Source organism: Akkermansia massiliensis (genome assembly GCF_023516715.1).
Classification (GTDB): domain Bacteria; phylum Verrucomicrobiota; class Verrucomicrobiia; order Verrucomicrobiales; family Akkermansiaceae; genus Akkermansia; species Akkermansia massiliensis.
This window is the reverse complement of record NZ_JAMGSI010000001.1, coordinates 144,192-162,891: the sequence shown is the minus strand read 5'-3', so window position 1 is coordinate 162,891 and position 18,700 is coordinate 144,192. Positions and strand designations below refer to the sequence as shown.

Sequence of the window (18,700 nt, the reverse complement as noted above, 5' to 3'; positions counted from 1 at the left end):
AAACAGGAAAGCCCCGGCGCCGGGGCCTTCCGCCCCGAACGGCTTCCGATAACGGACGGAAACCGCATGCCGCGTTCTCTCCTTTCCCGTGGTAAAATCCTTCCATCAAATTCGCAGCTCTTCCGCGCCGGAAAACTCCTTCTTCCTCATCATTTCCATGATGCCGGACGTATTGGCCGGAGCCATGATGACCTCTATCGACCATTCGGAACTGTCCATTTCCTTTGCGTAATCCTCCATGTTTATGGAGACCTCCAGGACGGGAGACTCCCGGGTAAGGGCCGTACGGAAAGAACGGGACATGACCTCCTGCCCGTTCCGCAACAGAATCACCTTGTCAATAAGGATACTTCCCCCTTCCACGGAGGTCCGTACCAGCCGCAGTCCTGAAAATTGGCTCATCTTCCTGCCGGGAATGGAGCAGCGCATCCTCGTATAGGTTTCCTCCTTCTGCCCCAGAAGCTCCCAATGGGATAAAATGGGGGACGACAAGGTAAGCCGCGACAGGTCGTAACCGGAACCGGCCAACAGCCTGGACAGGCGCGCGACCATCTCCGCGGAATATTCCACCCCCCACCCCTGGGAATACAAGACACCCAGCATATACAGCACGGAAGGATCCTGCGCGGCAAAGGACATCAGAAGGAAATCAACCGCCTGAGAATAGTTCTGGGACAGGCTGACCGGGCACTGAAGCATATCCGGGAAAAATTCCTTGCCCCCCACAAGAAGAAACGCCAGATCCCTCTGCGCCACAATAAAGCCCCCCATGGCCGCCTTATAAAGCCAGGCGCCTCCTTCCTCTCCGTATCTCCCATCCCGTTCAAAGATGAGACGGGCTATTTTATACTGGGCGGCGGGATACCCCGCCTTGGCGAACTTCCGCACCTGCGCCTTCTCCTGTTCCGTCAGCACGATGGAATCAATTTCCGTACGGTTCCTTTTCCGGGAGGCGATGAGCATTTCCCGGATCCTGCCGTTTTCCGGCCTGTTCAGCGAATCTCTCACCGCGGGGTCATCCATCGCGCAAATGAATTTAAAATGGGGCCTCACGGTTTTCCCGCTTTCCAGCGTCGTAACCTGGGAAGAAACAACCTTCAACGGATGAGGAACATTATCCTTGGTTTCAAAACTGAACCTGTAAGGCGCATCCACATTCAGCGCCGGAAGATCCACAAAGCGGAACCCGGTGAGCACAGGACTCTCGATCAAGGTGAAGGAAAAGCCGTTGAGAGACCGGGAAACCAGCTTTCCCTCCTCATCACGTATGGTCAAATACAGGAGCGGGCACATCTTGTCTTCCTGAAGCACCCTCAAATGGACACACGCCAAGGAAAAGCGGTCGGGAAGCAGGGATGGAAGAGCATGGCGCGACAAAGACGGACTATCCAGCCTGACGTCAAAACGTTCCACGGGACTCAGCAAGGAAACGCCCCTGGATTCTGAAATAATCTGGGGAATGGGGGTGGACATTACACTGGGAAAGCGAAGCCCTAAAGCATCGTCCTCCTCCGGGCCGCCTCCCCAGTCATAAACAAAATAGCCGAGGGTTGCGCCAATCACGCCCACAACAACGAAGAGCCCCAGCACCTTCCTCCATCCGGCCCCCCACTTTTCGTGCCCTTCCGACATGATGCGGGAAGAGGACAAGGCAAACAGATTGAAAAAACGCTTACGGGCGGACTTGAACTCCTCACTGGAGAACTTAATGGTTGAGAGCGCCCCTCCTTCCACTCCCAGATCCTTCATCCACTCTTCCGCGGAGTTATAACGATCTTCCACCCGAGGAGAAAGGGCCTTGTCTATGGTCCTGAGAAAATTTTTCGAATAATGGGAGGACAAGGGCGCGGACAATGCCAAAGGCTGTATGGTATCGTGGATCAGCCGCTCCTCTCCTCTGGGGGGCGCACCCCCCTTCAGCAGGGAATAGAACGTAGCGCCCAGGGAATAAATGTCGCTCCAAGGTCCCGTGTTTTTCCTGCCGAGAGCCTGTTCCGGAGAAGAAAAGCCATGAGTCGTCAGGACAGTCTGGGTATGGGTGCTCTCCATGTGGCGCGACGCGCCGAAATCCACGAAAACGGGAGTTCCCTCCTGTGTAAGCAATATATTTCCCGGTTTGATGTCCCTGTGGCAGATGCCTTTTTTATGAAGGTAATCCAAAATCTGGAGGATGTGCATCAGCAATCCCTTCAACTTGGCTTCCGAATAACAGTTTCCGGCAAGCAGCTGCTGTTCTCCCAGGTAATCCAGAGGAAGCCCCTGAACATAATCCATGGAAAAATAAGCCGTGCCGTTGCACTCAAAAACGGAAAGAACCCGGACAATACCTGGAGAATCCAGCCTCGCAAGAATGCGGGCTTCATTCAAAAAGTTGGAAAGGGTCCACTTGAAATACTCGGCGTCATGCTCATTATTGGGAACCACGCGCCCCGTAAACGGATCTCTGTAAGCATAGGAAGAAGGAAAATTCTCTTTTAAAACCACTTTCCTCTTCAGCATCAAGTCCCGGACCAGATAGGTAATGCCGAATCCGCCGCTTCCCAGCACCTTCAATATTTTATAATGCTCCAACGTCGCTCCGTCCGGGAGTTCTTTGGAATAAACGGAAAACTCGTTCCAGGAAGAGGGAGGTGTCAATTTGGATCCATGCACGGAAACATTATTCAAATGAGCATCTTTTCCCGGAACTGCCGCATGGTGAAAATCGGGAACACTATTTGAGCCGCAACTCTCCATCCTAATATCTGATCAGGAAATTACTTTTATCTTTTCCACCTAATTTGTAAAGATTATTCTTTTGCCGCTCACCGGGTCGGTTATTTCTCCATAACCTCTTGCACGGGAAACAAGACATCCGCCATTTTTCATCTTCATGAACAGCTCACGGCTTCCACGGATTTAACGGAGAACCACCCGGCCTTCACGCAGGGAGGGCCTTTTCCCCCATTCCGGAAAGTAGATGCGCTGGCTGCCGCCCTTCCAAAACATACTTTTGCAATAAACGGGCCAAGATGGACGTATTCTGACAAAGATATGATTGTAAAATCTCTCATTATTTTCAGCAATATGGCAGGATGCCTCCTGCCCGGTTCCGGACAGGCGGGAGAATTGCATGCCTCTCTGCAATCCCCGGACGGCCGTCTGTCCTGGATGCTCCACGCGGATAACCGGGCCGCCCATTCCCTGAAAAAGGGAAACAGGACGGTTCTGGAGCCCTCCGGCCTGGGCATCGTGGTGAACGGCAAGGACCTTGCCGGAGGCATTACGGGATGGAGCGTGAAAAAAGTGAAGGACAACGTCCACGACACCTTTGAAACGCGCGGCAAATACCCCTCCGCTTCCGTCCATTTCAACGAATACGTGGTTTCCGGGGATAATTCCGGCCTCCGCCTCCGCGCCCGCGTTTTCAACAACGGAGTCGCCTTCCGCTACGAGTGGACGGAAGACGTGCAGAAAGCGCCCGTGCTGAACATCGGGGAAGAAAAAACGTCGTTCGCCTTCCCGGAAAAAGCCGTCCTGTGGACCCAGGACGCCGCTTCCGCACTGGGTCCCTGCGAGGGAGTCTGGTCTCCTTCCAGAATAGCCGATTTCAAGAAAGACCCCGGCAATCCCCGCAGCCATGTCCGCACCATGCCGGTTGCGGCGGAACTGCCGGGCGGAGGCTTCGCCCTCATCCAGGAAGCCGCCAATTTCAACAGGCAGTGGAGCGGCATTAAATTCTCCCTTCAGGACGGCGCATGCAGGACGGTATATTTCCAGGACCCGGAAGGCTTTTCCGCCCCCTCTTCCGCAGAGATGCCCTGGCGGGTCATCCTGGTGAACGACGACCTCAACGGCCTGGTCCGGAACGACGTCATCCCTTCCCTGGCTCCGGAACCGGACAAGAACCTTTTTCCGGAAGGAGCCAAAACGCCCTGGATCAAGCCGGGCCGCTCCACCTGGACCTGGTGGGACCGCGGAAACGTCCGTGAAGAGGACCAGTACGCCTTTGTCGACATGGCCTCCGAATTCGGCTGGGAATACCACCTCGTTGACGAAGGATGGAAGAAATGGGGCAAAACCGTGCCGGAAAGCATGGACAAGGTGGCTCAACTGGCCAGCTACGCCGCCGGCAAACAAGTAGGCATCTGGGTATGGGTGCGCTGGTCAGACGTCAACAACCCCGCCAACGACTGGGAAAGCATGCGCAGCTTTTTCAGCAGCCTTGCCAAAACGGGCATCAAGGGAATCAAGATAGATTTCATGGATTCCGCCTCCCGGGAACGCCTGGCCTTTTATGACGCCGTCGCGGAAAACCTGGCTAAAAACAAGCTCATGGTCAACTTTCACGGCGCCAATACCCCCACGGGGGAAGAACGCTCCTGGCCGCATGAAATGAGCCGGGAAGGCATCTACGGCGGGGAACAGAACATCTGGGCCGCCATCGGCGGACGGCACTACTGCGCACTGCCCTTCACCCGGCTGGTCTCCGGCCACGCCGATTTCACTGGCGGCTACTTCGGCCACGGGCCCAAGCTGCGCGGCTCTTCCTGGCCCCTCCAGATGGCGGCCAATATCATTTATACGTCCCCAGTCCTCCACTGGGTATCCAACCCCGCAGACATGGAAGCCGCCTTCCCGAAAGGCTCCCCGGAACGGGAAGCCGTCCGGAACATTCCCTCCGTATGGGATGAGACCATCGTCCTGCCGCCGTCCGCCATCGGGGAATGCGCCGCCTTTGCCCGGCGTTCCGGGGACCAGTGGTACATTGCCCTGATGAACGGGGACGGACGGGAACGCACCGTTTCCATTCCCCTGGACTTCCTGAACAGGAACACCGCGTACCGGGCCACCATCCTCCGCGACCTGCCGGAAAAGAACGACGGCTGGAAGGTGGAAAACCGGGAACTCCATTCCGGGAGCACCCTTTCCTTCACCATGCGCGTCAAGGGCGGCGGCATTGCCCGCCTGGTCCCCGCCGGAAAGTAGCGTTCCCTTCCGTCTGCTCAACGGGAGTTCATCAGGAAAGGGGAAGAGGCTATTTTCCTCTTCTCCCTTTCCATTTGAAGCGGCCTTTCCGGAAAGGGAGAATTCCCATCATTTACGGCCTCCGGCAGTCACCAACTTCATTACCCGCGGAAAGACCGGAAAAGACGGCAAAAGGGTCAGTCCTGGCCAGCCTTCTCCATGGTGCTCCACGCCGGGAGCCACTGCACGTCCCGGAGGCGGTAGCCGCGTTCCAGAAGAGCTCCGTGCAGGCCGGGAAGATGGGCCGCGCCATAAAAAATGCCTATCCTGCGAACGCCCTTGCCGCGCCATTGGTCAAATACTTCCATGCACTTGGAATTCCGGCCTTCCAGAATCACGGTATCCTCCAAATCATTCGGAGCATGGGCAAAAATGCGCATCAGTTCATTCTTCAGCCCCGCCTTGTTCCCGGCAAGCAAATCCACCATCATGCCGAATTCATTCGGCTGGTACGCCCCGGGCTTCTCCACCAGGGAGGACAGCATGGATTTAAGCATCAGGCTGGCGAAGTTTTCTCCCTTACTGGCCTGCGCCTGCCGGAATTCCGCCAGCGTCATGTCCGCATGGATAAAATGGGGCGCGGAATAATCAATGCCCTGATGCTGGGTTTGAAGGCCCAGCGCGGCGCTCAATTCCCGGTACGCGCTTCCCAGCAGCCCCAGCAAAAAAGACTTTTCCTCAAGGGCGGCTCTCTTCCTCCACTCCACCATCCGGTTCCATTCCCGCGCCTCCTCCAGCGTCAGCCCTCCCATAGGCTTATTGCGGTCTATTTTACGGCGGAGCTCCTCCTCCCTCCGGAGCCCCTCCCCGCCGATCATTTCAAACAGCAGCACGTCATAACTGCCGAACAGCTTGTTCAGCCAGGCATAATAATCAGCCTCCGCCACATGAATGGCCCCGATAAGCGCCACTTCCGCGCCTTCGTCATTCACATACGCGGCCACGGGCGTAGACAGGCTCTGGCTGTTGCGGGACGAGGATTCCAGAAGCATGTACCGGGCCGGATACCCCCCATGCTCCTTCTTCCCCGCAACGGAGGCGTCCGCCGCAAGCGCGGGAGAGCACAACAGGAACACGGCCAGGAAGCTGCGCAGCATTTTCATACATGTCCAGCCTAGCGCGGGCCACACGCAGAGCAAGCCCAAAAAAGGACTGTGCCGCCTTTCCCTGCATCCCCCTCTCCGGAACCGGCAGCCACCGGAGCACGAACGGGTTTTCCTTAAACCGCGGGAGCCGGCAAACTTCCGCAGTTTCCGCCGCGTCAGCAGGGAGCAAAAAAATCCCCGCACCCGGAGACGGGCACGGGGAATGAAAAGGTTCATTCAAGGCACCATGCGGAAAGCGATCCGCCGGCCGTGAACGGTTACTTCTGGCAGCAGCAGCCGCACTTGTCGGTCAGGGCTCCCACGCCGGGAAGCACCTTGCCTTCCAGCAGTTCCAGGGAAGCGCCGCCGCCCGTAGAGCAGAAGGAAAGCTTGTCCTGGACCTTGAACTTCTTGGCCGCCGTCACGGAATCGCCGCCGCCCACGATGGAGATGGCGGAGGAATCCGCCAGGGCTTCCGCAATTTCCTTGGTGCCCTTGGCAAAGCAGTCCATTTCAAACACGCCCATCGGGCCGTTCCACAGAACGGTCTTGGCGTCCTTGATGATGGCGGAGAATTCTTCAATAGCCTTGTCGCCGATGTCGATGGCCATGCCGCCTTCCGGCACCTTGCCGCCTTCCGCGAAGGGAGCCGTGCAGAAGGTTTCAGCGCCGTCTTCAAACTTCATGGCTACGCGCACGTCCGCAGGAAGCAGGAATTTCACGCCCTTGGCCTTGGCTTCCGCCAGGATTTCACGGGCCAGATCCAGCTTGTCGCCTTCAATCTTGGAAGCGCCCAGGTCATACCCTTCAGCCGCCAGGAACGTGTTGGCCATGGCGCCCCCGATCAGGAACGTATCAGCCTTTTCCATCAGCTTGGAAAGCACTTCAATCTTGTCGGACACCTTGGCGCCGCCCATGATTACCACGAAGGGCTTTTCCGGGTTTTCCAGCTTGCCTTCCAGGTATTCCAGTTCGCGTTCGATCAGGAAGCCCATGGCGCTCTTTTCCGCAAAATGCGTCACCCCTTCCGTGGAAGCGTGGGCGCGGTGGGCGGTGCCGAACGCGTCGTTCACGAACAGCGTGGCATTGCCCAGAAGAGCCTTGGCAAATTCCGGATCGTTCTTCTTTTCACCGGGATAGAAGCGGACGTTTTCCAGCAGGACCACGTCGCCGTCCTTCATGGCGGCGCGGGCGGCTTCCGCTTCCGGGCCGATGGCGGCGGGAACGAATTTCACTTCCTTGCCGAGCAGTTCGGAAAGGCGGGCGGCAACGGGCTTCAGGGAAAAAGCGGGATCGGGTTCGTTCTTGGGACGGCCCAGATGGGAGGTGAGGACAAGGCGGGCGCCCTGGTCCAGCAGGAACTTGATGGTGGGGAGGGCGGCCACGATGCGGGCGTCATTGGTAATTTCCCCATCCTTGAGGGGGACGTTGAAATCCACGCGCATCAGGACTTCCTTTCCCTTGGCATCAAGGTCACGTACAGTAAGTTTAGCCATATCGGTTTATATTGTTTGGTTCAATGGAATAAAAAAGGGAGGGCATTTCTGCCCTCCCGGATAAATCCCCGGCCGCCTGGACAAACCCGGTTCAGGAACCGGAAGGTTGAAGCAGGCAACCGGCAAGACTTGTCGTGCAACTGAAGAGCAAGCGTTGTTCGGAAGAACTTACTTGCCGCAGGAGCAGCCGCAGCTCACGCTGTCGCCCAGCTTCTTCATGGCTTCAGCGGCGCGGTTGGAGTAGCCCCATTCGTTGTCGTACCAGCCGCAGACCTTCACCAGGTTGCCGCCGACCACATACGTGAAGCCGGAGTCAAAGATGCAGGAGTGGGGGTCGGAAACGATGTCCTGGAGAACGAGGGCTTCTTCAGAGTAATCCAGAATGCCCTTCAGCGGGCCTTCAGCGGCTTCCTTCATGGCGGCGTTCACTTCTTCCACGGTCACGTTCTTCTTGAGAACGGCCACGAAGTCGGTCAGGGAACCGGTCGGGGTCGGCACGCGGAAGGAAGCGCCGTTCAGGGAGCCCTTCAGGTTCGGCATCACTTCGCCGATGGCCTTGGCGGCGCCGGTGGTCGTCGGGATGATGTTGATCGCGGCGGCGCGGGCGCGGCGGGGATCGGAGTGGGGAAGGTCCAGGATGCGCTGGTCGTTCGTGTAGGAGTGAATCGTGCTCATCATGCCCTTTTCAATGCCGAACTTGTCGTCCAGCACCTTCACCATGGGAGCGAGGCAGTTGGTGGTGCAGGAAGCGTTGGAAACGATGTCGTGCTTGGCGGGATCGTATTCGCTGTCGTTGATGCCCAGAACGAAGGTCAGGTCAGGATCCGGGGAGGGAGCGGAAATGAGCACCTTCTTGGCGCCGGCTTCAAGGTGCTTCTTGGCGGCGTCACGCTTGGTGAACAGGCCGGTGGATTCCAGAACGACGTCTACGCCCAGCTTCTTCCAGGGAAGGTTGGCGGGGTCGCGTTCCACGGTGATGAGGATCTTGTGACCGTCAACGACCAGATATTCTCCATCAATGGAAATTTCACCGTCAAACTTGCCCTGCGTGGAGTCATACTTGAGCAGGTGGGCGATCATTTCAATGGGGGTCAGGTCATTGATGGCAACAACCTTGTTGCGTTCTTCCTTGGACATGGCGCGCAGTACGTTGCGACCAATACGTCCAAAACCGTTAATAGCATATTTGGCCATAAGATTGAGGGCTTCAGATTTGATTAATTACTAGTCCCGGACTTATTTAAGTACCATGGACGCCGTAAGTTTAAAAACGATTCAACCAGCCGTCAACACTATTGTTCCCCCATCATGGCAGTATGCTCCCGCGCCTGCGCGGACCGCAGGAAGCCCTGCCCGCGGGCATGCTCCCGCATGGAAGTCAAATGCTTGCGGAGCCGGTCCCCGGGTGGGGGAGCCGGTCAGTTCATGGAGCGCAGGGCGGCGCGGATCAGTTCGTCCGCATCCGCGTCCGGATGGTCTTTCAGGTGGGCGGCGATCGCCTTGCGGGACTCCACCTGCTTGAACCCGAGCGCAATCAACGCCAGCTCCGCATCCCCCGCTGCCTGGGAGGTGGCGCCCTGCGCCTGGGCCTCCCACGTAGCGGCCAGTCCCACCTTGTCCTTCAGCTCCAGGACAATGCGTTCCGCCGTCTTCTTGCCCACGCCCTTGGCCCGCGCAATGCCGGAAACGTCCCCGCTCACCACCGCCTGCTTGAACTGCTCCACGGACAGGGAACCAAGAATGGCGATGGCCGTGGCAGGGCCGATGCCTGAAACGCGGTCGATCAGCAGCAGGAAAATGTCCCGCTCCGCATCCGTGGCAAAGCCGTAGAGCACCTGCATGTTCTCCCGGACATGCAGGTAGGTTTTCAGCGTCAGCTCCCTGCCGGGAAGAGGGTTCAGCCTGTCAAAGGTGGAGAGGGGCACAATCACCTCATACCCCACGCCATGAACATCCAGAATCAACCGCTGGGGATATGATTCCGCCACCGTGCCGCGCAGAAAAGCTATCATGCCCATAACGTGACACAATCCGGCCCGCGCTCAAGCCAAAAACGCATCTGCGGAAACCGGCCCCATCATCTTTTCTGGAGCACGTGCAGCCTGATATGCTCCAGGTCCTCCCGGTGATAAAAACAGCGCACCCGGAGGCCGCGGGCGGTCTTCATCCGGCACCGGTATTCGCGCAGCAGCCCCTTTTTCACGAGCCTGTAAATGTAGCTGCGCACCACCCCCAGCATGTCGATAGCCTCGGCCATGTCCATGTAGCACGGTGGCACGCGGCGGCGTACAGGCTCCCGCCGGGCGAGAATCCGGTCCACATCCGCACGCCGCCAGTACAGGGCCAGGGAACCCGTACCCTTGCGGACCACGCGGAAGCGGGCTCCGTGACGGTGCAGGTACTGGCGGGCGGCGGACGCGCTGCAGCAGAGCCGCGAGGCAATGGAGGACGTTTCCACGAACGCGCTGCCCGCTTCCGCATAAGGCTGGCCGGATTTGGGATTCGTTCCCCGACGGCGGATTTTCACATGTTCCGGGAAGCTCAGCTTGGGATTGTTAATGTATTCCCGTCCTCCTACTCCGATGAATGTTTTCTTAAAATGGTATATCATGGTTAATGAGTTTTTACATTGGGATTGCGAAGCTCCATGCAGACATTCCGCACGAAACTCTAACATTTTTGGAAGATTCCAAAAATGCATTGAGTCCAAGAATATTCAACATTTTTCTTTGTTTTTCTGTTTTTTACATTCATACTGAACTCATTTCATCGCAATATATGCCCGGAGGCCGTATCAGCCAATCACGGGAAAAGGGCCTACGCCCCCGGCGGAAACAGCATGTTCCTCAACTCTTTCCGCCCCGCAGGCCTTCCGTTCCGGTGAATACAGAGGTTCACGGGCACAGGGAAAAAACCCCTTCCACCAGCGTTTTTACTGGCGCCGTACGGTTCAAGGGAAAACTTTTTTCCCGCTATGATTCTACCATACGGTTCCACGCATGCACGGCCCATTTCCAGAAAAGGGCCTGGGAAATTTCATGACAGGCCTTCCGCGTTCCATCTCCCCAGCGGCCTGTTCCCATCCCGGACGCCGGCCCACGTGTTTTTTCCGGCATTCCATGGATTTTCCGGGAACCGGGGCAATAAAAAACCCGGCTTCCCTATGGAAAGCCGGGCATGAAAAAAGAATGTTTCAGGGCAGGAGCTTCGCGGGCCGCCCTTCAAAAATCCCGCGCTGGGGAACGAAGATGCGGTCATTGGGCTGAATGGGAATCGCCCTGTCCTTGATGGAGAAGTAATCGTACGTCACGGTTTTTCCGCCGCGCGTCACCTGCACGTACCGGGAACCCCAGTCCGTAATGTCGCCCGCGCCCACAATCGCTTCCAGAAGCGTCATGCCGCGCCGCCACAGGACGTTTTTCTTCATGGCTACGCCGCCGCTCACCAGCACAATGTGCTCCGTCAGCCGCGCGTCCGAACTCTGCACCTTCACCAGAAAGGTGGGGGCCGTGTACAATTCCGCCTTCTTATAGGCGGCCATCAGCATATCTTCAATCTGGCGCGCCGTCTTGCCTACCACGCGCAGCACGTCGTGGCCCGGCGGAAGCTGGGGCATGCGTATCGTCCCGTTGCCGTCCAGCAGATACTGGCCGGAAATGGCCGTAGCGTCATCCGCAGGAATGCCGCGCACCTGAATTTCAATGGTGCCCTGCGCAGGCACGGCGTCCGGAGACTGGGCGGACGCCAGCCCCGCCGCACCCAGCAAGAGGCAAAGGAGGGAACAAATGTATTTTTTCATGGAGCAATGGGTTAGTACAGATCTTCACTATCATGGGACTGGGTGGCCGCCAGCTCCTTGGCCTTTCCGGAACGCTCGGCCTTCTTCATGGAAGAGGCGTCCGCATTCTCGCCGGAGGAACCGCCATCCGCAGAATAATAGGAGTAATAAGTCGTGTAATACTGATACTGGTGATCGGACGTGATGTCCACATTATTCATCACCACGCCGGCCAGGTTGCCGCCTACGGATTCAATCACCTGCTTCTGCCTCAGGAGGGCTTTCAGCGGCAGTTTGCGGGGCTGGACGACCATGAGCGTCATATCCACCTCGCTCACGATGACGGCGGAATCACTGACGCCGAGGATGGGCGGGGAGTCCACCAGCACGATGTCAAAGCGCTGCTTCACTTCCTGGAGCAGTTCATTGAATTTGCGGGAATTCAACGCGCCCGACGGGTCGAAGGGCGTGGGGCCCGCAGGCATCACGTACAGGTTTTCAATGGGCGTCTGGAAAATCACTTCCTCCAGCGGGTAGTCTTCCAGCAGATAGGAGGTCAGTCCCACTTCATTGTCCAGTTCATAATACCGGTGAAGCTTGGAACGGCGCAGGTCGGCGTCAATCATCAGGGTGGCATAGCCGCCCTGGGCGCAGATATAGGCCAGGTTGCACAAGGTGGTGGTCTTCCCTTCCCCGGCACTGCCGGAAACAAAGGTCAAGGAAATTTCCTCCAATCCCTTTTTATTGAATTCTATATTTGTTCGCAGAATACGGTAGGCTTCCGCGTCCGGGCCCATCACATCGGAAGAATGAAGGATCGGCACATTCTTGGGGATAATGCCCAGCACCGGAACCTGCAGGGCCCGTTCCACGTCCTCCATCGTCTTCACGGAAGTGTCCATGAATTCCAGCAGCAGGGCCAGCCCGATGCCCAGAAGCAGCCCGGCCCCGGCGCCCACCGCCAGGTTGATGGTCACGTTCGGCTTGTAGGGAGCGGCAGGATAGGTCGGAAGCTGGTACATTTCAATCGCTTCACGGGGAACGCGCAGACGGGCGATTTCATCCTTGTACCGGGAATCCAGGTCCTTGAGCTGGTCCAGCGCGGCGTCATAATCACGGCTGGCCTGTTCATACATGGGAACCTGCAGGACATGCTTCTGGAGAGCTTCCTCCTTTTGAGCGACGGTCGCCTCCCAGTGCTTCCGGCTTGCGGAAACCATTTCCAGCTTGCTTTTCAGGGAGGAGCGCAGCCCGATCAGCTCCTTGTTCAGCTTCTCTCCCAGAATCCTTTCCGTCTCCAGCAGCGCCAGCATCTTGGGGTGCCTGGCCCCGATGTTCTGGGCTTTCAGGTTTTCCTTCTCCTTGAGCTTGTCGGAAAATTCGGCATAGGTTTCACGCAGGGCCTTGGCTCCTACGGATTCCGCATTCAGCAGGTCGGAACTGATGACGTAATCCAGCAGCTTGTCGTCAGGCAGACGCTGCAGTTCCTGCACGTAGGAAGCCAGTTCCTTTTCATCCTTTTCAAACTGCATGGCCTGGGATTTGGCGTTCCGGAAGTCTTCCTCTTCCATGCCGGCCGTCAGAGTGCTCCGGTTTTCACCGTTTCTCCAGGTAGTGGGAAGGTAGGAGCTTTCCGCAATCAGCTTCTTGAGGGACATCATCTTTTCATTGACGGTATCCTCCTGTTCCCGGAGAACGTCCTTCAAACTTTTGATGGCGGTTTCCACCAGGCGGTTTTCACGCATTTCACGGTCCTGCTTGTAAGCCTCGGGAACCGTCTTGGCGATGTTCTGCACCAGTTTGGGATCCGGGCCGGAGACAATGACGTCCACCAGGTCCGTCGCACGCACGGGAGCCACCTTGATCATGCCGGCCAGATTGGATGCCGCCATTTCATCCGTCATGCCCCATTCCGCGGCAAGATTCAGCTTCCTGGACACCACCTTCAGAACTTCAGTGGAAGTCAGCACGGAATACTGCATGGGAATGTAGTTAGCCGTCACGTTGGAGGAGGCGACCACGTCCCCCCCCTGGCCGATTTCCATTACGGGCTTGGGCAGCTTGATCTGGAACTGGCTCGTCGCCCGGTAGGAGGGCGGCATCAGGAAAGTCACTACCACGGAAATGACCAGCACCAGAAGGAAGACCAGGAAGACTTCTTTCCAGCGATTTTTTAAAACTTGCAAATAGTCAATGTTGCGTACGATGCGATCACTGTTCTGCTGATCCTGGGCATTCATGAAAGATAGTGAGGTAGTAAGATAAAAACTCCTCTAATTGTGAATGAACATTCGCAATTAGAGGAGTAAGGACATTAATGGTCAGTCAAGACTTAGAAGCTGTAATTCACGCCGAAGGAGAACACGTTGCGGTTGTAGGAGGGCATCGGGTAGTTATAGCCGCCGTAGGAACCGTTGGTGTAGGAGTACTGGGCCGTAAGAGCCAGCGCATTAGTCAGCAGCAGCTTGATGCCGGCCGTAGCATTGAAGGTCAGGTCAGACGTATCACTGTTGCTGCCGGAGCTCAGGCGGCTGTACTCGCTGGAAATCAGGTTTACGCCGCAGTTCAGGCTGGCGCGGTGCGTCAGTTTCAGCGTGCTGTTCACGCCGAAGCGCCACGTTTCATTGGAATAGTAACTGGCACCGCTGTAGGGAATGTACGTATTCGTCGCTTCGTTGGAGTAGCGGATGAACGTGCCGATCATGAAGCGGTCGCTCATGCGGTGGTTCAAACCGAATTCTGCGGAAGGATAGGTCCTGGTACCGTAGCTTTCCACATATTTGAACTGGGGACCTACGCGGAGCGTGGCGGACGTATTTTCAGCCACAGCGTATTCAGCGCCGGCCATGACGAAGTTGGAGAATTCGTTGTTGCCGTATTCGCGGTCGCAGTAGGAACCGTTCCAGCTCAGGGAAATAGCCAGGCGTTCCGTCCACTTGTAGCGGTTGGTGAAGTCCATGCCCACATAGTCGCGGTTGTCCGTCTTGGCGGAGTCCTCCTGATAGTTGATCATGGAGAAGTTGGCGCCCAGCGTGGTGGAGTAGCGGGAGGTCCATGCCTTGCTCACGGAGCTGGAGACGTACACGTAAATGTAGTCGCCGTCCCGGCGAGCGTTGGCAATGCCGTTGGAATAGTTGGGTTCCGGCTGCCACGCAAAGGACACGCTGCCGTTGTAGCGCAGGGTCTGGTCAAAGCTGTGGGAAAGGTTGGCGGAGAGCGTGGAGTTGGAAAGTGATTCGTTCGTCTCTCCCTCAAGGTCCTTCAGGTAAAAGATACCCCCAAGCTTGGCGGAGAAGGAGTACTGGGTCACGGAATCGTAGTTGGCCAGGGAGGCGCCGATGTCCGTGCTGATGAAAGCGGCTTCCTGCTGGTCATAGTTGGAAGCGTTGACGTTGTCGTCATAACCGGCGGCCAGATTGAATGTCCACTTCAGGGGAAGGGATTCTTCCAGACCGACCGGTCCTGCCAGGGTGTACAGGGACTGCCCGTTGGCATGGACGGCAAGCATGCCGGCAGCCATCAAGGAGAGATAAAAAAGACTCTTCATGCTATTGATAAATGGATCGGGTTAATTTCCGGCAGGATTGGAGATGGGAGCGGGGCTTGTAGCAGAGCCGCCCACGGGAAGATCGCCCGGCAGGACCAGGGCCCCTCCGGATGCCTCTTCACCAGGCCTCACCAGACCGCTGGTCTGAGTGGTCACCCCTTGCAGAGGATTGTCAGGCGTCTGGGCCGCCACGCCCACGGCAATGCCGGGAACGGCATTGGCTACCATGGAGCTGCCCAGAGCTTTCGTAACCGCTTCCGAGATGGGAGAGACGGACGCATACGGGTGGGGCTGCACAGCCACAGCAGAGGCAATCACGTTGCGTACGTTGGCTTCCGTTACCTGGGTTCCATAGCTTTTAACGGCGGCGGAAGCAACAGCGGGCGCGCTGCCCGGGAAAGCGCCTGCGGCCATGGATACCAGGGAGCCCATCACCTGGTCAGACACGCCGGCCTTGACAGCGGCGTTCAGAATCTCGGTCACGGCTTTCATATCCAGGGCGCCGGCCTTCAGGCTGGCCTGGACAACACCTGCCATTTGATTCATAAAAGCCTTTTCAACAGCAGAGGCTTTAACCTTATTAACAGCCGGAACGGCTGCCGGAGAAGCAGTTTGCTGAGCCACACCGGGGAGGGCGCCCGCAAACGCAAGTGCCAGCGCACTGAGCGCCGTCTTTGTCATGAACCTGGCTTTCATAAAGGAAGTATCTAGCAGGTGAATTTAATGAAAAAATGGAGCGGGTAACGGGAATCGAACCCGTGTGATCAGCTTGGAAGGCTGGAGCTTTACCATTAAGCTATACCCGCACAACAGAGGCATTATGTTCAAGCCTCGGGGGTAAGACAAGTTTTTTTTCATTTCTGTGTTAAAATATCAAAAAAGAAGACACGATTTTTCTGTGGTCTTGACATACCTGCCTTCTGCCGCTAAATAGGCATCCGCATTTCATGCGGGCGTCGTTCAATGGTAGGACGCGAGCTTCCCAAGCTTGAGACGTGGGTTCGATTCCCATCGCCCGTACCACTTTTATACCGCAAGCAATTGTTCCTCAATGCTTGCGGTTTTTCTTTACACTTTAAAAAGACGAGCATTCCGGAGGCTTTCGCTTTCCGGAAAATAAATTTTCCCCATTCCCGCTTCCCGGGTATTCCGGGAGAATTTCCGGATAAGAAAATGCCGCTCCCTCTTCCGCTGCGCCGGAAGCAGCCGCCTCCGGCGCAGCCGTGAATTACAGGCCTTTACCAGCCAAGAACAAATTTCCGCTGAATTTTCGCCAAAAGAAGAACCTTGCGGATCATCGTGCGGGTTTCATTAAGGAGGTTGAGGTAGAGGAGCGCCCGCCGCATGTCGGATACGTCCTCCGCCCGCAGGATGATCTGCTGCTTGACCGCCTCCGCAAATTCCTCATCCAGCGCGTCCATGCCGGCCAGGCATTGGTCCAGCCCGGCATAGTCGTTGCTTTCCATCATTTCCCGGAAACGGGGGTACAGGGAGGAAACGCGGTTGTTCATCCCCCTCAAGTGCTCTATCCTGTCCATGTCCAGCCCTTCATGGTTGTTGTCTATGTAGGCATGGCTGGCCGTGGTGATGTTGGAGAGGGATTCAAAGACGGAGGTGGCGTATTCCACCATCTGCACGTAACGCTTGCCGCGGTCCGCCTCTTCATCCGGAAGTTCCCGGACGACGGGCATGACTTCCATCGCCATCCGGTCGCTCAGGGAGCGGCGGATGCCGCGCGCTTCCTTCCGGAGCTTTTTCAGCCGCTTCCGGTCCTCCACGTTCAGGGCTTCCAGGTTCATTTCATAGATTTCCGCCATGCGTTTCATCAGCTCAATGATTTCTTCATTGTAGCGGGCGGCGCAGGCCGGATCCCGGTAATTGGCCACCTTCGCCAGCGCCGCGTCCTGGGTTCTTTTTTTATGGAGCCTGGAGCTTTTCAGCAGCAGGAAGGCAGCCAGGGCGCACATGGCGACAATGCCGAACAGGCCTCCGTAAACGATGCACGCCGCCACCATGCAGCACATGGTGAATGCGGCAAAGGCCGTAAAGAACCACCCGGAAATTACCGTAATCACCCCCGTGATGCGGTACACGGCGCTGTCCCGTCCCCAGGCTTTGTCCGCCAGGGAGGAACCCATCGCCACCATGAACGTCACATACGTGGTGGAAAGAGGAAGCCGGAGGGACGTAGCCAGGGAGATCAGCAGGGCGGCGACCGTCAAATTCACGGAAGCGCGGATCAGGTCAAAGGAGGCCCCGTTATCCGGGCCGTCCGGCACGGGCTGGAAACGTTTTTCAATGAATCTTCCCACGCAGGCGGGCATGATTTTTTCCACCGCGCGGGAGGCGTTCAACGCATAGCGCACGGCCATGCGGGCCGGGGGGACGGAGCCGAACCGCTCCACGCCCCCGCCCTGCCTCGCCAGGTTGACCTCCGTATCCGTGACGGTCTGCGCCTTTTTGGAGAACATGAGGGCCAGCACCATGATGACGCCCGCGCCCAGCAGGTAGCGCCAGTCCGCCGTGACGGGGACCATGAGGCCGCCCATGGTGAGGGTGGAAAGGTCCGCGCCCTGCGCCGCAGCGGCGGACGCTATCTCCATGGAGGACTGCCCCGCCATGAAAACGCCGATGAAGTTGACCAGGTCGTTTCCGGCAAAGGAGAGCGCCAGGGCCATGGTGCCCGCCAGGACGGATATTTTCAGGATGTTGATTTTGCAAATGTTCTGGAGAACGGCCATCAGGACGGTCCAGAATACCAGGCTGCAGCATACGTACAGCCAGATGTGGGCGTCCAGGTGGCGGATCATGTCCTTGGTGACCAGCGTACTGCCTTTCAGCCCCTTGAAGATGGCGAAGTAGGTGATGGCCGTCAGGGCCAAGCCGCACCAGACGGCCCCCAGGTATTTGAATGATTTTTTGTAGTTGAAGGAGAAGATGAGGCGGGAAATCCACATGACCGTTATCCCGCAAATGAAGGCGACGAAGACGGAGGAGAAGATGCCGGAGATGATCGCCAGCGCCTTGGAGGAGTTGATGTAGCTGGACAGTTCCTGCGCTGCGCCCGGCTCTGCGGACCAGATTTTGAACAGGGCAACCGCCACGGCGCCGCCCAGCAGTTCAAAGACGATGGAAACCGTGGTGGAGGTGGGAAGACCGAAGGTGTTGAAGACGTCCAGCAGAATCACGTCCGTCAGCATCACCGCCAGGAATATCAGCATGATGTCATGGAAGGTGAACTGGGCCGGCATGAATACGCCGCTTCTGGCGATTTCCATCATGCCGCTGGAGAACAGGGAGCCGATGATGATGCCCAGGGCGGCCACCAGTATGATCGTCCTGCGCGGCGCGGCCTTGGAACCGACGGCGGAGTTCAGGAAGTTGGCGGCGTCATTGGAGACCCCGACGACGAGGTCAAAGCAGGAGAGCACCAGAATCAGCCCTATGATGAAGTAATAGATTGGGTCCATAAGCGTAATAAACGGCCCTCTATTACAGGAGGCCGCTTCCGCACGCCCGTTTTAAAACGTGAACATTCCGTCACATTGATGCAACAATATGATTTTCAATAAAAACCATAGCGCTACACCTGCTTCCCGTGAAATCTTCCGTTTCTTCCGGGCACTTCCGGAGCCTGGTTTTCCTCCGGTTCTCCGGCAGCCACGGCCCATCTTCCTGAAATCCCTTCCCGCGGAGTGGCGGCTGCCGCCTTCCGAAAGAGAAGCGTTTCCCATACGGGAAAAGCAAAAAAACGGAAGGTTCCGGCGCCCTCCATACAAAAAGGCCC

Annotated in this window: 12 protein-coding genes and 2 tRNA genes; 2 read left to right on the top strand and 12 right to left on the bottom strand. The window is 57.2% G+C overall.

Translation table 11 applies throughout. From position 1 onward, the window contains the following. Positions 1-105: 105 nt before the first annotated feature. Positions 106-2,652 carry a protein kinase domain-containing protein gene (locus M8N44_RS00650; RefSeq protein ID WP_180976228.1) on the bottom strand — a complete coding sequence of 849 codons (2,547 nt, stop codon included), beginning with the start codon at positions 2,650-2,652 and terminating at the stop codon, positions 106-108. Between the two features lie 414 nt (positions 2,653-3,066). Between M8N44_RS00650 and M8N44_RS00645 the strand changes: the two genes are divergently transcribed. Beyond that, positions 3,067-4,968: a glycoside hydrolase family 97 protein gene (locus M8N44_RS00645; protein WP_180975252.1), complete on the top strand. Its 1,902-nt coding sequence runs from the start codon at positions 3,067-3,069 to the stop codon at positions 4,966-4,968. Positions 4,969-5,144: 176 nt separating this feature from the next. Here M8N44_RS00645 and M8N44_RS00640 read toward each other — a convergent pair whose 3' ends face one another. The 10 genes from M8N44_RS00640 to M8N44_RS00595 form a co-directional block, all read right to left on the bottom strand. Continuing rightward, the gene (locus tag M8N44_RS00640) at positions 5,145-6,110 is read right to left on the bottom strand and encodes a hypothetical protein (protein WP_102728938.1); all 966 of its coding nucleotides are present in this window, start codon (positions 6,108-6,110) and stop codon (positions 5,145-5,147) included. A gap of 260 nt (positions 6,111-6,370) precedes the next feature. Then, positions 6,371-7,588: a phosphoglycerate kinase gene (locus tag M8N44_RS00635; protein ID WP_102727368.1), complete on the bottom strand. Its 1,218-nt coding sequence runs from the start codon at positions 7,586-7,588 to the stop codon at positions 6,371-6,373. A 168-nt stretch (positions 7,589-7,756) separates the two neighbouring features. Then, the gene (gene gap / locus M8N44_RS00630; protein WP_022396231.1) at positions 7,757-8,782 is read right to left on the bottom strand and encodes a type I glyceraldehyde-3-phosphate dehydrogenase; all 1,026 of its coding nucleotides are present in this window, start codon (positions 8,780-8,782) and stop codon (positions 7,757-7,759) included. 224 nt (positions 8,783-9,006) lie between these two features. Then, positions 9,007-9,600: a Holliday junction branch migration protein RuvA gene (gene ruvA / locus M8N44_RS00625; RefSeq protein WP_102714792.1), complete on the bottom strand. Its 594-nt coding sequence runs from the start codon at positions 9,598-9,600 to the stop codon at positions 9,007-9,009. A gap of 65 nt (positions 9,601-9,665) precedes the next feature. Further along, entirely contained in the window at positions 9,666-10,199 is a 534-nt protein-coding gene (locus tag M8N44_RS00620) for a helix-turn-helix domain-containing protein (RefSeq protein WP_102722427.1), read from the bottom strand. Positions 10,200-10,781: 582 nt separating this feature from the next. Next, the gene (locus M8N44_RS00615) at positions 10,782-11,387 is read right to left on the bottom strand and encodes a polysaccharide biosynthesis/export family protein (RefSeq protein WP_022396234.1); all 606 of its coding nucleotides are present in this window, start codon (positions 11,385-11,387) and stop codon (positions 10,782-10,784) included. 11 nt (positions 11,388-11,398) lie between these two features. Further along, entirely contained in the window at positions 11,399-13,606 is a 2,208-nt protein-coding gene (locus tag M8N44_RS00610) for a polysaccharide biosynthesis tyrosine autokinase (protein ID WP_102722429.1), read from the bottom strand. A gap of 92 nt (positions 13,607-13,698) precedes the next feature. Then, positions 13,699-14,913: a hypothetical protein gene (locus M8N44_RS00605; RefSeq protein WP_249852976.1), complete on the bottom strand. Its 1,215-nt coding sequence runs from the start codon at positions 14,911-14,913 to the stop codon at positions 13,699-13,701. Between the two features lie 21 nt (positions 14,914-14,934). Next, on the bottom strand, positions 14,935-15,450 hold the full coding sequence (locus M8N44_RS00600) for a hypothetical protein (RefSeq protein ID WP_249852975.1): 516 nt from the start codon (positions 15,448-15,450) through the stop codon (positions 14,935-14,937). A gap of 195 nt (positions 15,451-15,645) precedes the next feature. Beyond that, a tRNA-Gly gene (locus M8N44_RS00595) sits at positions 15,646-15,719 on the bottom strand. A 143-nt stretch (positions 15,720-15,862) separates the two neighbouring features. Between M8N44_RS00595 and M8N44_RS00590 the strand changes: the two genes are divergently transcribed. Beyond that, positions 15,863-15,936 (top strand) — tRNA-Gly (locus M8N44_RS00590). A gap of 215 nt (positions 15,937-16,151) precedes the next feature. Here M8N44_RS00590 and M8N44_RS00585 read toward each other — a convergent pair. Then, a complete protein-coding gene (locus tag M8N44_RS00585; RefSeq protein ID WP_102728940.1) occupies positions 16,152-18,383 on the bottom strand; it encodes an inorganic phosphate transporter in 2,232 nt (743 codons plus the stop codon). Positions 18,384-18,700: the final 317 nt, after the last annotated feature.

Bases quoted from the DNA above. Each gene is read 5' to 3' on its own strand.
- M8N44_RS00645 (WP_180975252.1), top strand. From the start codon at position 3,067: ATGGCAGGATGCCTCCTGCCCGGTTCCGGACAGGCGGGAGAATTGCAT.
- M8N44_RS00640 (WP_102728938.1), bottom strand. From the start codon at position 6,110: ATGAAAATGCTGCGCAGCTTCCTGGCCGTGTTCCTGTTGTGCTCTCCC.
- M8N44_RS00635 (WP_102727368.1), bottom strand. From the start codon at position 7,588: ATGGCTAAACTTACTGTACGTGACCTTGATGCCAAGGGAAAGGAAGTC.
- gap (WP_022396231.1), bottom strand. From the start codon at position 8,782: ATGGCCAAATATGCTATTAACGGTTTTGGACGTATTGGTCGCAACGTA.
- ruvA (WP_102714792.1), bottom strand. From the start codon at position 9,600: ATGATAGCTTTTCTGCGCGGCACGGTGGCGGAATCATATCCCCAGCGG.
- M8N44_RS00620 (WP_102722427.1), bottom strand. From the start codon at position 10,199: ATGATATACCATTTTAAGAAAACATTCATCGGAGTAGGAGGACGGGAA.
- M8N44_RS00615 (WP_022396234.1), bottom strand. From the start codon at position 11,387: ATGAAAAAATACATTTGTTCCCTCCTTTGCCTCTTGCTGGGTGCGGCG.
- M8N44_RS00610 (WP_102722429.1), bottom strand. From the start codon at position 13,606: ATGAATGCCCAGGATCAGCAGAACAGTGATCGCATCGTACGCAACATT.
- M8N44_RS00605 (WP_249852976.1), bottom strand. From the start codon at position 14,913: ATGAAGAGTCTTTTTTATCTCTCCTTGATGGCTGCCGGCATGCTTGCC.
- M8N44_RS00600 (WP_249852975.1), bottom strand. From the start codon at position 15,450: ATGGCAGGTGTTGTCCAGGCCAGCCTGAAGGCCGGCGCCCTGGATATG.
- M8N44_RS00585 (WP_102728940.1), bottom strand. From the start codon at position 18,383: ATGGACCCAATCTATTACTTCATCATAGGGCTGATTCTGGTGCTCTCC.